Here is a 16,060-nt window from a genome sequence, read left to right on the forward strand (position 1 = left end):
CTCTCATATATGGGTATATAAAAGCAAATCCCATTTTTCAGTGGAGGGGTTCATGCTATCAAAAAATTATTGCGCAACACAATGCAAAGGAGCCCAAATTTCCATGGAAACACAACAAACACTTAAGTCTCCAGACGGAAATATTTCTTTTACTAAACAAGAAATCCTTGATGATTATCGTATTGCGATTCGCAGTCGTATAACAAGTCAAATTGGAAGAAAAGAAGTTTTAACTGGTAAAGCAAGTTTTGGAATATTTGGAGACGGTATAGAGCTAGCTCAAATAGCAGCAGCAAAAGTATTTAAAAATGGTGACTTTAGAACAGGATATTATCGTGATCAAACCTTTGAAATGGCAATTGCGAATGTCAATGTAACACAATTTTTCTCGCAACTTTATGCAGACCCAAATATTCACAACGAACCACACTCAGGCGGAAGACAAATGAACTCTCATTTTGCTTCGAGAATGCTTGATGATTCTGGAATGCATACAAATCTTCTGACAACAAAAAATTCTGTGTCAGATATTTCACCCACTGCTGCACAAATGGCGCGCATGCTTGGCCTTGCTTATGCTTCAAAGTTATACAAAAACCTTCCCAATCTTTTAGAGCATACCAAAAATTTTACCAACAATGGCAACGAACTTGTCTTTGGGAGTATTGGCGATGCTTCAACTTCAGAAGGTATTTTTTTTGAAACAATGAACGCGGCAGGCGTTTTACAAGTGCCACTGATTGTTTCGGTATGGGATAATGGTTACGGCATTTCTGTTCCCCGTTCGCTGCAAACAGTACAAGACTCCATTTCAAAAGCATTATCTGGTTTTGCATCACAAAAAGAGGGGGTTGGCATTGATATTTACCAAGTTGCAGGCTGGAACTATGCAAAACTGTGTTCTGTGTATGCAGAAGCAGCACAAAAAACCCGCAACACTCACAAACCTGCTCTCATTCATGTTATCGATCTCACACAGCCTCAAGGGCATTCTACGAGCGGCAGCCATGAACGCTACAAATCAAAAGAACGCCTTGAATGGGAAAAAGATCATTGTTGTATCAAAAAATTTCGCGAATGGATTGTTGAAAATAGTTTTGCAACTCAAGAGCAACTTGATCAAATTGATATAGAAGAAAAACAATTTGTGGAAAAAAGTCGTCAAAAAGCGTGGGATCTTTTTATTGAACCCATTCAGCAAGAGCGAAGTACAATAATAAAAATATTAAAAAATATTGAACAAAATACTCATTATACAAATCAAATTAAAGATATAATTTTTAATTTAGAAAATGCAATTTCTTTAAATCGCCGTACCTTACAATCAAATCTATTTAAAGCAATCATTATTTTAGCAAAAGAAAACTCCTTAGAAAAAAAAGAATTACTCAGTTTTTATCAATATTTTACTAAAAAATACTCAAAAATTTATGAAGCAAAACTTTACAGTGAATCCACAATATCACCATTATGTGTTCAACCACAGCCCCCAACTTATTCAAGTGAACCAGAGCTTGTTGACGGTCGCGTCATTTTGCAACGCTGTTTTGAATTTCACTTAAAAAATAATCCGCTTTTTTTTATTATCGGTGAAGACGTTGGAAAGCTTGGCGATGTCAACCTAGTTTTTGAGGGCTTAAACGCTAAATTTGGTGATTTTCGCGTTACAGATACAGGTATTCGGGAAACAACAATATTAGGTCAAGGACTCGGAGCTGCAATCCGCGGATTACGTCCACTTGTCGATATTCAATATTTAGACTATTTGCTTTATTGCATACAAACAGCGTCAGACGACTTGGCAACACTCCATTACCGCACTGCTGGCGGTCAAAAAGCTCCTGTGATAATTAGAACAAAAGGCCATCGTCTTGAAGGAATCTGGCACACAGGCTCACCTCTTTCGATGATTCTTGGGGCAATCCGTGGCATGTACGTCTGTGTTCCGCGAAATATGACCCAAGCCGTAGGTCTTTACAATACTCTCTTGCAAGGCGATAACCCTGCCCTTGTGATCGAAGTGCTCAATGGCTATCGTTTAAAAGAAGCCATTCCAAATAATTTAGAATCCTTTAGTGTGCCATTAGGGCATCCTGAAGTGTTAAAAAACGGAAACCATTTGACTGTTGTAACATATGGAGCCTGCTGCCGTATTGCATTAGAAGCAGCTCAAGAACTAGAAAAAATTGGAATATCAATAGAAGTTATTGATGTACAAACTTTAATCCCGTTTGATTTAACCGGAACGATTGCCAAATCAATATCAAAAACAAATGCTGTACTGTTTTTTGACGAAGATGTCCCTGGTGGTGGTTCTGCTTATATGATGCAGCAAACATTAGAAAAAAATAACGTTTTTTATCACCTCGACGCAAAGCCGCGCACTTTAACTGCAAAAGAAAACCGCTGTGCTTATGGCCGTGATGGTGATTTTTATTGCAAACCTCAAGTCGAACATGTGTTTGAGGCATGCTATCGTATCATGCAAGAAAGATCGCCTCATATTTATCCCGAAATTTTTACAATAAATGCAATAAATTAAAGGTTTTTTTATACATAATAATAAAAAAATATACTACATAAAATTATAAAATTAACACTAAATATAATATAAGTTTTGCCGATACCTTTTTAAATGCTTGCAACTTAAATAATAGTTAAAAAGGAAATTTTAGATGAAAAAAGTATTTTGTATTTTTATTCTTGTTTTTTTTATTCTTTCATGCAAACAAGAAACTGCTGATAAAAAAAATAATCTCAACATGCCGCAAAGAAACACCACTAACACGATTGAACAAAAAAATCCAAACAATATTTTTACCAAAAAAGGTATTGTTTATGTAAATGAAGAAACAGGAGAATATTACTTCATCGCAAGCGAAGAAATTTTATAATAACTTAATGATACAAATAATTTTTTTAAGTTAAAAATTTTAAAATATTCTTTTCACTTTTTGATGATTTTAAAGGCTTGGTGACGTTTAATTTTTTTCCTTCTACTTTACCATAATTATAATGCTCTGTGTACACTTTATTAGAATTACAATTTTTTTGATTTTGCTTTGGAAAAATATGATTTGTAAAATGATTAAGCTTATGATTCTCAAGAAGAATTAAATGATTTGAAATTTTATCTAATTTATTTATATAACTATTTTTATTTTGACTTATATTTTCTAATTTATTTTGAAAACCTGTAATTAATCCTCTCTGAAATGACAATTTAAACTTACTAGATACAGATTTTTGTGACTGATATTGCAACCACAAAGACTCCATTCTTTCTTGCAGAAAATAAAATACATGTTCAGCCATTAACAAATTTTGTTTGGTACCTAATAACTCAATAGTTTTATGACTTTCATCACATAATGGTTCATATAACTCCGAATATATTACATTTACAAAATAATATCTTTGGAGAATTGCGGATATTTGTAAATATGTATTAGGGACTCTTTTTTTATTAATTTTTATAGTCAAACATTGATATTCTAATTGCTGTTCTCCAATTATTTTATCAATATGATATTTAGAATAAAGTTCATGAACTTTTTCCATTGCTAAAATAGCTTCATGTTCGTTTCCAGATTGTGCTAAATTTAGCAGCCGCTCAATTTTTCGAGAAATAAAAGAATCTTCTGTTTTTAAAAAAGTCTCTTTCCAATGAGTTATTTTTGATTCAATATTTAAACTTGCTTTACAAAACTCAGGAGACACAGCGATGGTTTCGCATGCTTTCAAAAAACCTTTGCCATGGTGATCCGATGTGCCATAAATTTCAGAGGCAATTTGGTGAGCCATTTCATGCTTTAAAACTTGAATCACAATATCCCAAGAATATTCTTTAACAAGTTTAGAAGAGAGCGAAAGCACTTTTTGTTCATGATCCCATTGCCCCCAAGTACTCTTTAAATCTTTAATTATAATCAATGGTTTTTGGAGTTTAATATTATATTGGTAACAAATTTGATCGTACTCTCGATTCAATTGTAAGACCATTTTTGTATGCAAACACTCAAAAATAAAATCAAAATTCATAAAAATTTCTCTTTAAAAAATAAAACAAATTTTACAATTATTTATTATAAAATAATTTTGCAACGAATATCTTTATTATTCCCTAATTGGAGAAAGCGTTGTTTTAGTAGAAAAATTTGTACTTTCTCTGTTTTTTTCAGTAAGTTGATTATCTGAAAGTTTTTGTGTGTAAACAGGAATCACCACTTCTCTGGTTGATCCTCCAGTCAGCACAACATCAACTCGCGTTTTAGGCAGCACCAAACTTTGATCACCCACAAAATAAGTCAACCAATAATCTCCCTCTGGTAAATACACTTCTTCAGGTTTAAAATACATGAGATCAATAGATTTTCCAAAAATAAAAGGACTTTTTGATTCAAAACGCACAAAATCTGTTTTGGTATTTCCGGTTGTATAACGAGTTTCCCATTTGATTTTAACTCGACCTAGTTTATCAATTTTTACAGCCTCTTCAGAGGCAACTAAGTTTTTAAATACGCCTTTTATTCCTTCAATACCATATTCATACTTTTGATCAAAAACGAGAAAAGGCATATCTGCCATAACTGTCATTAAAACAAATGGCATACGGTTGGTATGAACCGTAATTCGAGATGGTGAACGGCATTTTTCATTTTTTGGGCAAATTGGAGAAGAAATTTGCACCCCACGTGTTTTGACTTCAGTAATTTCATTTTCAGCCACATCAACAAATTTTTCAATTTCTGTTCCTTCGAGAGCGACTCTGTATTTTCCAGGAAAAACGGGATAATTTGTATTTAACCGAAACAAAACTTTTTCATTCACATAAGCAAAGATTGGTTGTCCACCAGCCTTTAATCGCTCTTCAATTGGAAAATTTCTTGGAGAGGAAATTTTCATAACTCCTAAATTAATTACATAGTTTGAAAAATCTTTTACTTGAATAATTCTTTTAGTACCATTTACTTCAATTTGATACCTTCCTTTTTGTAACCATAAAGTTCCATTTACAGGCGAGGATATTACAAACCTTTTCTCATTAGATAATAAATCCGTTGGTAATGAAAAAAACTTACTAGAATCTGTATTATTTGGAGAAGTTAAAGTAACAGGCCAAAGTGAAACTTTTTTATCAGAAAAAATTGTAGGTTGCGTATTCAGTTCAACATTTCTTCCAGAAATAGAAATCGTATTTTGGCCTGGTAACACATCAAACTCAGACCTATTATTGTACCAATGTTCTTGTTTATTCATTGGATCATTGCATAAACTATTAAAAGTATTTTCAGATAAATTTAGTTTTTTATTTTCTGCGCTTTTATTTGCAAACATTAAACTTAACTTACTCAAAACAACTTTTTTTTCTGTAGTTCCGTCATTTGTAAATTCATATGAACTGCATTCATTGGCTAACAAATAATCGCCAACAGGTAATAATAATTTTGAATTTGTTTTTAATCTTAATAAGGGATAAAAAAATTTATTACTTTCATTTTTTTTTATTACTTTATATAAAGTAACATCCTTATCAGGTAAACCTAAAAAAACTAAATATTGTTTACCTTCTTCAGAAGTGTTTTTATTACAAGATATTAATATAAAAAATATTAATACAAAAATTATCTTTCTCAAATTTTACATCCTAAGAGAGAAATCATTGAAAAATATTTAAGTTTTTCAAATTGTAGTAATTTACCAATTAAAGTCACATCTTGACCTTCTGTAAGACAAGAAAGTTGATAAGATAAATTTTCTGTTGTGACTTGAATAAACCCTGTTTTATCTTCTAAAATGAACCACAATCCACCCGCTCCAACATCATGCACCTTACCCTTTAACACAACAGGGTTATCATAATAATTATCTGGTGTTAAAATTAGCAACTTAACATCTACGTTACGGAATTTTTTTTCGCACCCAAAAATTACGGCGCTTATTATTAGCAATTTAATGATCCGATGGAGCCTCTTCTTCACCATTGGCTGATTCTTCCTTTAATCCAATTGTCATTTCTGAAACTATTTTTTCTAGATTGATAATACCACGTATTCTGTCACCAACCCTAGACACACCAGAAAGAATTCGATATTCAGCAGGAAAAAAGTTTTGCGGTATGGATTCCACTTCGGTAGGCTGCAATCTCACAAATTCGGTAATATCATCCACAATAATTCCAAATCCTCCAAAATCGCAATGCAAAATAATAACTCGTGTGGTTGAATCTGCTTTTCCACGCACAAACTTTAAAAAACGTCGTAGGTTTAAAACAGGCATAATTTCCCCACGTAACGCAATAATTCCCTCCATTAAAAATTTTGCAGAAGGAACAAACGTGATTGTGGTCAACATAATAATTTCACGAACTAAAGACATTGGAAGCAAAAATTCTTCTTTATGAAGTTTAAAGCCGATATATTGAATTCCAGGAGATTGAATACTCCCTTCATCGGTAACATCATTGATATACCCATTTGCTGTATCGTCTTGATGCGGTAACGATACTTGAGACCCCGGTGCGTCTCCTGATAAATAAAAAATTCTTTTAATTTGCAATAGCACGATTTGGATACCCCATTTTTGCTTGAGAAAAATCGTCTATGATTTCGCCAACATCCAACACTAGTGCCACGCGTCCATTGCCTAAGACACAGCCTCCAGCCACACCCCTTCTTTTGCCCATAAGACGACCAAGCGATTTGATCACAATTTCTTGCTGTCCTTGTAACTGATCGACAATCACTCCTACCCGCTTTTCACCAACACCAACAACCACAAAAATAATTCGAGGTTTTGTGTGACGCATTCGAAATGAAAAATTTGAAGCTGTTTGGTGTTTTCCGTCAGAATTGTTCATTAAAGCACTTTCTTTGGGAGGCACCGCAACATTTGTTTCTGGTTTACTCTCTGGCGCAGAAGTCTGCTCTTGCTTTTCTTGTACATTTGGTTCTTCGTGATGTTTAATTCTCTGAATATCATTAACAGAATACCATAATAAATCTTTCATTGTATGCAGATCAAACACATCAGCTAATTTTAATAAAGGCAACACTCTATCGCGCAATTTCACAAAATCAGCACTACCCATTTTTTGCACATCTTCTGGGCGAATACGAATACTTTCAATCACATTCACCAACGGTATGGCGTAACTTTCTCCAAGAGTTTCAACCATAAGGCTTGGAATGATGGCTAAAGTTAAAGGCAGTTTGATTGTTGTGGTTGTCCCTTTGCCCAATTCACTATCGAGTTCAATAATCCCTTTTAATTTAACAATACTTTTTTTCACAACGTCCATACCAACGCCACGGCCAGAAATATTTGTCACTTTTTCTGCAGTCGAAAACCCCGATTCAAAAATAAGTGAAAAAATTTCTTTATTCGTCATATGCTCATTGTCTTTAACCAAACCTCTTTCTATTGCTTTAGCTTTAATTTTGTCGACTTGCAGACCTTTGCCGTCATCTTGAATAGTAATTACAATCATATTTCCATCTTGACTCGCTTTGAGATGAATATTTCCTTTTCTTGTTTTTCCTAATTTTTCGCGATCATCAGGAAGTTCTACGCCATGATCGACACTATTTCTAATTAAATGTACGAGAGGATCGCCAATTTCTTCGACAAGTGTTTTATCCAATTCTGTTTCACCGCCAATGATATGAAGATCAATTTCTTTACCAATTTGTCTGCACAAATCACGAACAACCCTAGTAAATTTATAAAATGCATTTCCAACGGGAACCATTCTGATTTTCATAATAATACTTTGAACTTCGTTCATATGGCGCCCAAACAGCAACACACTTTCACTCATAGAGTGACCCAGTTCACTATTGCCATTGCCACGCAGTTCTTCTTCTATGCGTGCAAAACGTGTTCTATCAATCACCAACTCCCCAACTAAATTCACCAAGCTATCTAGTCTTTTTAAGTCAACACGAATTGTCCCTCCCGCCTCGTCCGTTTTCTTTTCATCTGTTTTTTTCTTATCTGCAGCGGGTTTGTCGGCTGCTGGTTTTGCTGCAGGTGGCGGAGCCGCAGGGGCGGCGGCGGCGGGAGGAGCTGATGCTGCTGGGGCTGCCGCAGGAGCACCTGCAGGTTTAGCAACTGCTTTGCCAGAGACCGCTGCGCTCAATTTTGCAAGGGCATCATTAATTGGTTGCTCTGAGGATTGGTTTTTTTTGATTGCTTCAAACATGCTGCGAATGCGATCCAATCCAAAAAATAAACCATCCATTAAAGCAGGAGTGACGGACAAAGTTCCTTTACGAATGCGATCAAAAAGGTTTTCCATCTTATGGGTTAACTTTTCGATGGCACGAAACCCAAACATCCCAGAAGTCCCTTTGATTGTATGTGCATTTCTAAAGATGCTTTCTACGGCTTCTTTGCTTTCTGGGTTTCCTTCAAGCTCAAGCATTGCTTGACTTAAATTTTCTATCAAATCATCTGCATTCGACAAAAAATCTTGCAACATTTCAGGATCAAGATCGGGTTTTTCAAAACCATCTCCACCAGCCAAATTTTTCGTATCAAAATCTTCTTCAGCTTCTTCTTCCTCACCATGCCCTGCTGCTGCAGGTGGAGGTGCTGCTGCTGCCGGTGGTGCTTCTGCTGCAGGAGAAGGGGTTGGTGAAGTGGCTTGGGCGGATGCAGTATAACTCAGAGAATCCCAAGGAGCTCCTAATTTTTTTACACATTCGGGATCTTTTTTATCGAGCGCTATGACTTCTGCCTCAACAACCCCATTTAAAGTTTTTGCGTCAAGTTCAGCTGCAAAAACAATAAGCGAACCTTGGGCAGATGCTCGAGTTAAAATAACATCTCCAACACGAGCAATATTATCAACATGCTTTCCAGCTTTCAGTTCTTCAAGATTTTTATAGGTTGCATCTTTAAAAACCAATGCAAAGAGATTCTCAACCCGTGGGGTAAACTTTGCAAAAAGTGCATTTTCTTCTTCTGAAATAGACTCAATTGCACCAGAATCACCTGCGACGGATCCTCCCGTTGCTGGTGATTCTGGTGCCGCAGGGGACGCTCCAGGCACTTCCCCTTTTTTTACTTTATCTGATTTTTCGTGAAATTCGCGAACAAGCCTTTCTGCTTCCATTAAAACATCAGGATCAATTGGGTTAGGATACGCTTTATAAACTTGTTCAAAAACATTTTGCGCATCAGAAATTAACTCAATCACTTCTTTAACAAGTTTCACTTTTTCAGAACGCACAAACTCAATGTAGTCTTCTACTGCATGTGCCATGGCAACCATTTCTGTCAGGTTTGCCATTTGCGAAAGACCTTTTAAAGTATGCAGTGTCCTAAATAATTCTTGGCTTTCTTCTAATGGAATTTCTTCATTTGCAATCAAATGTTCCTGAAAGCCTTGACATAATCCAGCAAGCCTTTCGTAGAGTTCGGTGGCTTCGTTTTTTAATTCTTGTGCAAGACCTGAATCCGATTGCTCCTGTTCAAGAATTAAACGAAATCTTTTATTTAGGAACACTCTCCCTCCTTGTCTTTCTCTTGCTTGGCCTATATTGAGTTATGCCATATATTGACATTTTAATCGTATTATGTGGCTATGTACTTTTTTAGAGTTAGGGAATTGGCGGAAAATTATGATTAGTTATAAGAGGCTTGTTCTTGCAAGCGCATCACCTCGCAGAAAACAAATGTTAGAAAACAGCGGTATAAAATTTATAGTTATGCCAGCAGACATTGATGAAAAACCAAAATTAAATGAAAAAGCGCAAGACTATGTTTTACGCAACGCGAGAGAAAAAGCTCAAGCAATAAACAATAAATTACCAAATGGTGAATTTATATTAAGTGCAGATACTGTTGTTGTCACACAAGAAGGTCTTATCTTAGAAAAGCCAAGTGATACCAATATCGCAAAACAAATGCTTTTACAGTTGTCTGGAAAAACACATTTTGTCTACAGTGGCTATGCCCTATTTCAAAATCATAGAGAACTCGTGAGTCGCGTTGTTGAAACCTTAGTGACTTTTCGCACAATTTCTGATCGCGAGCAAAATGCCTACATTGCAACTGGCGAACCTTTTGATAAGGCAGGTGGATACGGGATACAAGGGCATGCTATGGGATTTATAGAATGCATCCAAGGCAGTTATACCAACGTCATGGGATTACCGTTAAGTCAAGTTCTGCAGGACTTAGAAAATTTTGCAAAACTCGAAACATTTGCATATCTGCATTAATTTTTTAAGCTCCAAAAAGGAACTTCATGTCTGAAAATATTCAAAATAATATAAAATCTTTTCAGCAAAAGATTTTTGAAATTGCCAAATGTTACAAAAGGGATCCTAATGATATTGAACTTGTTGCAGTCAGCAAATATCATAACACTGAAAACATTAAAAAAGCTTATCAAGCAGGATGTCTTAATTTTGGTGAAAATTATATTCAAGAATGGAAAGAAAAAAGCATACAGCTTGACGAAGATAGATTTTCAAATATTAAGTGGCATATTATAGGAAATTTACAAAAAAATAAGATTAAATTTTTAAATTCTAAAGTGTCTTGTTTGCAATCACTCGATAGCTTAGATCTTGCAATAGAAATAGAAAAAAAGGCTCCATTGGACTTACCACTTCGCGTTCTGGTGCAACTACAAATTGATTTTCAAGATACAAATAAATTTGGCGCAACAATCGAACATGCAAAAAAAATCTGTGAGTTTATGAGCTCAAGTAAAAAAATGACCCTGCAGGGCTTTATGGGAATTGGTCCTGCAGAATGCCATGAAGAAAAAAGAAAAGAACTGTATTTTAGTTTTACTCATAATAGTAAAATATTATGGCAAGAGTACAGCACACAAAGGTTACAAAACCCAATCATTTCTCTTGGAATGAGCAGCGATTACGCAACAGCGATTGAATGTGGCTCAACAATGTTACGAATTGGGACAGCAATTTTTGGAGCAAGAAAAAATAATAAAGTAACTTAATGCATTGTTAAATCAGAAGAAAAAGCTTGCTGCTGTGATCTGATTAAAGGAATATGTGTTAACATTTCATTATCAACTTTAGCAACTTCGTGACATATTTTAAACAAACCAGAACTTACTGGGGCTGAAATTAAAATAGTCGCATCGTTGAGTTCTCTGTTTAATAGTTCAAGAATTCTTATTTCAGCTTCTTCTGTAAGCGTCAAATTATCAAGAAATATAACTTTATTCTTATGTAATAAAGTTTTTGCAAATGAAAATAAAATAAACTCCCCCGTCCATATCATATGTTTTGGAAAATCCTCAATTTTTGTATTCAAACCATTGCAAAGTAAAGCAACAGATTGTGCGACTCCTACACGATTTAAAGCGGACCATATTTCTGAATCGTCAAATTTTTCTTCAGGATCAATATTTTCTCTTAACGTTAAAAATGGGAATAACGACTCCATAGAGATATAGGCATAACGATTTCTAAATTCTAACGGATTAATTTTTAAAATATCTTCTTCATCGAGCATTATAGAACCTGATTCAATTTTTGTAAAAAGAAATAATATAGAAAAAAATGGAGACAAACCATATTGATTTTTTTGCGCAATGAGACCAAAACGAGATGCGTGAGGAATGAATAAATCTAAATTATAAATTGAAAATGAATTGTCTTTTGAAGCTTGTACATTTAAAGATTTTATGCAAAATGTTCCTTTGTTTGGCCATATTTCAGAAATTAATTCATGATTTCTTTCAAATTCTTGGAGACGAATTGAAGTTTTCATTAAATTTTTAAAATAAAAAATAGATTGATTAAATTTATTTAAATCACGCCCAATATGATGAAACGCCTGAAATAAAAAAATTATTGAAATGAAAGAAAGAATTACTGATCCAAAATTAACATTTTTAGAATTAATAACAAAATAAGCAAGAAAAAGGCAAGAAAACAAAAATATAGATATACATAGAAATCTATAAAAGTAAAAAATTATTGCATTTTTATCTTTTAAAACACAGTCTGTTTCTGCAATGTTACTATTTATTTTATTAAAAAGATAAGAGCGAAATGATTGGGAGTTAGGGTTAATATAAGAGTTAAAAAAACTGACAGTGATGTTTTTAAGGTTTTGTTTTTTTAATAATAAACTATCTAATTTTTCAAAATATGAATTTTTAAAAACTAAAAAGAAAACGCAAGTAAATGAAAACATGGCAACTACAAAACAAAATGCCGTTATATTTGTCGATAGCATTAAAAAAATTGCAGAAAAAATTAATGATATTCTTACTATAAATGATGTTGTTGCTGTAAATAAATACTCTTTAAACTTTGAAAATTTTTCTAGGTACTTAGCCGTATAATGATGCTCATCTTGATATTCTTTAATTAATAAGTTATATACTTTTTCTTCTAATTTTGCCCCAAATTTTAAATGAGATTCAATATTTTTCAATGAAAAATAATAAAATAATATCACCGATAACAAAGAAAACAAACTAAACATAATTAATTGGTTATTTCTTGTTAATTTTTGTCCTAAAAAATCTGAAAACAGAAATAAAAAAGACAAACTTAATGATATATGAGACATTACCACTAAAGTAATTGGCACATATGGTTTACAAATTGAAAAATATGTACGCATATAATATATCGTAGAATCAAACATATATTTTAACATATTTTCTTTTTTTATAGCTTCAAATTTGTTAGAATTAAAATCATTTAAATTTTCAATTTGAGAATTTTTTATAGAAAAACGTTTCGTATTATTTTTTAAATTTTGTTGATTAAAACTATTTAAATCAACACCTGCATAATGCATTTTTGCGTACAGTCCAGCCTTCTCAATTAACCAAGAATGAGTTCCTTGCTCAACAATCATGCCGTCTTTCATAACAATGACATAATTGCATAATGCTGCTAAATTGAGATCTTGTGTAACAAGTACTCTATTTTTCCCGTGCAAAGTTTTTAAAAAACCTTCTTTAAAAATTTGCGTAGATTCTGAGGCTGAAAACCCTTTTAAAGGATCATCAAAAAAATAATACTCTGATTTTGCATATAGTATTCTAGCAATCGCAATTTTTCGTAAAAAATTAAAATTGTTTTGTTCGTTAATAGAAATAAATGTGTCATCACCATTTTCTAGATTATTTATTTCATACTCTAACAAAGTCGCTTTAATAACTTCTATATATCTTTTTTCCTCAAATTCATGTCCCAAAATAATATTTTCTCTTAAAGTACCAGAAAAAAAACTTAATTCTTGAGGCATAATTTCAAATTTTTGAGGTACCCTTCTTTCTCCTCCAAATAATTGCAACTCACCTGCAAACGCATGAAGTAAACTTGTTTTTCCGGAACAAGAGTCTCCAACTATTGCAACGATATGACCTGGCTCATGCTCGTAAGTTATATGATATAAATTAATTTCTTTTCCCAAAACAAAAGATGCCTTATGCAACCATAATTTATCTTGTTTTTCAATTTGATGAAAACCTGAACCTAAAGAATCTTCTTCGTAATCAATATCGTTTTGCAATAAATCTTTTTTACTCTGTTTACTAAATGAAAAACTAAAGTTAGATTTAAATTTTTTTCTTATATCATAAAAATGTACTATATTTGAATAAAAACCGGCAGCAATAACAAAATATAAAATTAATACAATTAAATTAATTAAACCAGCTTCTTTATGAAATAAAGCATAGCTAGTTATACTTGGTATAGCAATTATTATCCCAGAAAAATAAAACAATGTATTAGAAAATGAATTTTTTTGTACTGCACTGTATGCTAAGTTATAGCTATTTGTTTGAATAAAATTTATTTTTTTGATAAAAAAATTTTCCATTGCTAAAAGATGTACTCTTCTTCCAAAAGAAAATATTTTTTTTAGCAGTATGCTTCGAGATTTTAAAAAAAACTCTTCTTTTTTTTCATTTCTTTTTAAAAAAATTTGATTGCGAAACTTAAAAATACTAATTAAAAACAAAACAATTATCGGGACCAAAAATAATTGATTCATAAAATAATAAATACAAAAAAATACCGCAATTAAAGCAGGAAAACTAAATAATAAACAAAAAGCAACAGGAATTTGAGCAATTTTATTTACAAAAAAATCTCCATTTTTATCAATATAATTATTAATAATTATATTATTATCTTCTTTTTTTGAAAAACGCAAAATTCTTGCTACAAAATCTATAGAATAACGTTCTATGTCTGTTTTCCATTGTAATAAAACATGCTTTTTTAAATAAAAAGCTAGCAAATAAATTGTTACAAACACAACCAAATAAATTGATGTTTCTATTAATCTTTTTTGATTTATACTTATTTTGTCAAAAAGATAAGTAACTAAAAAAAACTTTAATAAAAACGGAGAAAAAAGTAACAATAAAATTAATAAAACTTGACTCAATCCACAAATTGCAATTTGTTTTTTAAAAATACTAAAAAAAATAAACCATAGAGATCGATCTGTATTGATAGCGCGTTGTAAGCATTTTTCTGGCAAATCTGCCTTTTGAGAAATCAAAGAAATAAATGGTAAAAATCCAAATAAATATTTTTTTTGAAAACTAGCCATATCCCTATTTCAACCTTTTCAATATTTAGAAAATACTTAAAACTGCAGCAGGCTCAGTATCGTATACAAGTAAATACACTAACACAAATTAATAGTTAAAGACATAACAGAAACAAAATCATTTAAAAAACCGAATCTTTTTTTGCTAAAAATTTAAGCAAAATAACGTAACTTAAGAATAAATTTCGATTTACGAATTGCTTTTTTTTGCAGAGTAATCTTCAATAAATTTTTCTAAACCTTTTTCTTTTAATTCTTGTAAAATTTTTTTTTCTTGAATGAGAGCGGGTTCTTGTGCTATTGCAGCCTGAAAAGAGTTGACCGCACTTGATATATTACCAGAGCGAAAATACGCCATGCCTAAATTAAAATACACAACGCCTTTGTATTTATTAAAAAACTGCAAGGCATTTTCATAAAACTGAATTGCTTCTTGCACATTGCCTTTTTTTACTAACGCAACTCCACGATTATTAAAAAAACTCGCCAAAGCGCTGCTTTCAAAATTACCTTCAATTTTATCAAAAAACGTTTTTGCGTTACTAAAATTTCCTGTTACCGATGATGTCTTTACCATCCCTGCAAGCGCGCCCGCATTTGTTGCATCGGTTTGTAACACTTCATCATATTTTTTTTCTGCTCCAACAACATTATCCAAACCTAATAACGCATCTCCAATCATGACTTTATGATGCAAATTATGAGGACTTTTTGCTTCTAAACGTTCAAAAATCACCAAAGCCTCTTCAAAATTTCCAGCCAAACACAATGCCTTGCCTAGAGTGCTTAATGTTCGTAGATTTTCGTGCGAACGATTTTCGCCTCCTTGACTCAGCTTGTCTTTTAAAAATTGAATAGCATCTAAATATTTTTTATGTTGTATCCGAATTTCTCCACCTAAATAAGCATATTTAGGATTATCTTGAATCTCTTTTTCGATATCAATACTTTCTTTTAAGAGCGCTTCGATAGCTTGAGAATCAGCCTGATGTAGCAACCGTTGTAGGTTTTTAAGCTTCGCAACAACCGATTGGCTATTGAGATAAGCCATTCTTGCTTGTTCCATTTTTGCCGTAAAATCAAAAACATTAACAACCTTGGGCATTGTATAGTAAATATCGATTTCACTCATTAAAAACGTATCTTCTTCTGCAAATGCTGCTGAACAAACAATCAATTCAATATGATCAAATTCTGAACCGGCTTTGATTTTTTGTGAAAAAAGATGACCAGACATCCCTGACATATTCCAGTCAAATAATATCATATTAACCTTAGCACCTTCTTTTGCTAAAATATCGAGCCCTTCTTGAGCTGTTGCGGCATTAATAACCTCATAATTGCCATTTTTGGTTAAAGCCCCCATAAAAAAAGTTCTTAAGTCGGTTTTTTCTTCTATAATTAAAACACAAACTTTATTGTTATTTTGTTTGTTTTTAGTGTCTTTTGTCATATTTTCGCCTTGTAATAACAGCTACTTTTTTAT

At 32.6% G+C, this 16,060-nt stretch carries 11 protein-coding genes; 4 read left to right on the forward strand and 7 right to left on the reverse strand.

Going from position 1 to position 16,060, the window contains the following annotated elements; translation table 11 throughout:
* The first annotated feature begins 52 nt into the window (after window positions 1-52).
* Together Spiro2_RS06700 and Spiro2_RS06705 are read left to right on the forward strand one after the other, a co-directional pair.
* The gene (locus Spiro2_RS06700; RefSeq protein WP_338634898.1) at window positions 53-2,542 is read left to right on the forward strand and encodes an alpha-ketoacid dehydrogenase subunit alpha/beta; all 2,490 of its coding nucleotides are present in this window, start codon (window positions 53-55) and stop codon (window positions 2,540-2,542) included.
* Between the two features lie 133 nt (window positions 2,543-2,675).
* Window positions 2,676-2,894 (forward strand): hypothetical protein, encoded by a 219-nt coding sequence (locus tag Spiro2_RS06705; protein WP_338634899.1) that lies wholly within the window; start codon window positions 2,676-2,678, stop codon window positions 2,892-2,894.
* A 25-nt stretch (window positions 2,895-2,919) separates the two neighbouring features.
* Here the strand turns inward: Spiro2_RS06705 and Spiro2_RS06710 are convergent, their stop codons facing one another.
* The 5 genes from Spiro2_RS06710 to Spiro2_RS06730 form a co-directional block, all read right to left on the reverse strand.
* A complete protein-coding gene (locus tag Spiro2_RS06710) occupies window positions 2,920-4,041 on the reverse strand; it encodes a DUF2786 domain-containing protein (RefSeq protein ID WP_338634900.1) in 1,122 nt (373 codons plus the stop codon).
* Between the two features lie 75 nt (window positions 4,042-4,116).
* Complete coding sequence (locus Spiro2_RS06715) at window positions 4,117-5,637, reverse strand: hypothetical protein (RefSeq protein WP_338634902.1); 1,521 nt, start codon at window positions 5,635-5,637, stop codon at window positions 4,117-4,119.
* The gene (locus Spiro2_RS06720; protein WP_338634904.1) at window positions 5,634-5,984 is read right to left on the reverse strand and encodes an OB-fold nucleic acid binding domain-containing protein; all 351 of its coding nucleotides are present in this window, start codon (window positions 5,982-5,984) and stop codon (window positions 5,634-5,636) included. Before Spiro2_RS06720 ends, Spiro2_RS06715 begins: the two co-directional genes overlap by 4 nt.
* On the reverse strand, window positions 5,953-6,564 hold the full coding sequence (locus Spiro2_RS06725) for a chemotaxis protein CheW (protein WP_338634905.1): 612 nt from the start codon (window positions 6,562-6,564) through the stop codon (window positions 5,953-5,955). The genes Spiro2_RS06720 and Spiro2_RS06725 overlap by 32 nt, the downstream gene beginning before the upstream one ends.
* Window positions 6,548-9,511, reverse strand: coding sequence for a chemotaxis protein CheA (locus tag Spiro2_RS06730; RefSeq protein WP_338634906.1), 2,964 nt, complete (start codon window positions 9,509-9,511; stop codon window positions 6,548-6,550). The genes Spiro2_RS06725 and Spiro2_RS06730 overlap by 17 nt, the downstream gene beginning before the upstream one ends.
* 115 nt (window positions 9,512-9,626) lie before the next feature.
* Between Spiro2_RS06730 and Spiro2_RS06735 the strand changes: the two genes are divergently transcribed.
* Window positions 9,627-10,229 carry a Maf family protein gene (locus tag Spiro2_RS06735; protein WP_338634907.1) on the forward strand — a complete coding sequence of 201 codons (603 nt, stop codon included), beginning with the start codon at window positions 9,627-9,629 and terminating at the stop codon, window positions 10,227-10,229.
* A gap of 26 nt (window positions 10,230-10,255) precedes the next feature.
* Window positions 10,256-10,978 carry a YggS family pyridoxal phosphate-dependent enzyme gene (locus Spiro2_RS06740; protein ID WP_338634908.1) on the forward strand — a complete coding sequence of 241 codons (723 nt, stop codon included), beginning with the start codon at window positions 10,256-10,258 and terminating at the stop codon, window positions 10,976-10,978.
* On the opposite strand, the gene Spiro2_RS06745 is transcribed toward Spiro2_RS06740, so the two are convergent.
* Window positions 10,975-14,574, reverse strand: coding sequence for an ATP-binding cassette domain-containing protein (locus Spiro2_RS06745; protein ID WP_338634909.1), 3,600 nt, complete (start codon window positions 14,572-14,574; stop codon window positions 10,975-10,977). The genes Spiro2_RS06740 and Spiro2_RS06745 overlap by 4 nt on opposite strands.
* Before the next feature lie 190 nt (window positions 14,575-14,764).
* The gene (locus Spiro2_RS06750) at window positions 14,765-16,027 is read right to left on the reverse strand and encodes a tetratricopeptide repeat protein (RefSeq protein ID WP_338634910.1); all 1,263 of its coding nucleotides are present in this window, start codon (window positions 16,025-16,027) and stop codon (window positions 14,765-14,767) included.
* Between the last annotated feature and the right edge of the window lie 33 nt (window positions 16,028-16,060).

Source organism: Spirobacillus cienkowskii (genome assembly GCF_037081835.1).
GTDB lineage: Bacteria > Bdellovibrionota_B > Oligoflexia > Silvanigrellales > Silvanigrellaceae > Silvanigrella > Silvanigrella cienkowskii.

Bases quoted from the DNA above. Each gene is read 5' to 3' on its own strand.
- Spiro2_RS06720 (WP_338634904.1), bottom strand. From the start codon at position 5,984: ATGGTGAAGAAGAGGCTCCATCGGATCATTAAATTGCTAATAATAAGC.
- Spiro2_RS06735 (WP_338634907.1), top strand. From the start codon at position 9,627: ATGATTAGTTATAAGAGGCTTGTTCTTGCAAGCGCATCACCTCGCAGA.
- Spiro2_RS06705 (WP_338634899.1), top strand. From the start codon at position 2,676: ATGAAAAAAGTATTTTGTATTTTTATTCTTGTTTTTTTTATTCTTTCA.
- Spiro2_RS06745 (WP_338634909.1), bottom strand. From the start codon at position 14,574: ATGGCTAGTTTTCAAAAAAAATATTTATTTGGATTTTTACCATTTATT.
- Spiro2_RS06740 (WP_338634908.1), top strand. From the start codon at position 10,256: ATGTCTGAAAATATTCAAAATAATATAAAATCTTTTCAGCAAAAGATT.
- Spiro2_RS06750 (WP_338634910.1), bottom strand. From the start codon at position 16,027: ATGACAAAAGACACTAAAAACAAACAAAATAACAATAAAGTTTGTGTT.
- Spiro2_RS06710 (WP_338634900.1), bottom strand. From the start codon at position 4,041: ATGAATTTTGATTTTATTTTTGAGTGTTTGCATACAAAAATGGTCTTA.
- Spiro2_RS06700 (WP_338634898.1), top strand. From the start codon at position 53: ATGCTATCAAAAAATTATTGCGCAACACAATGCAAAGGAGCCCAAATT.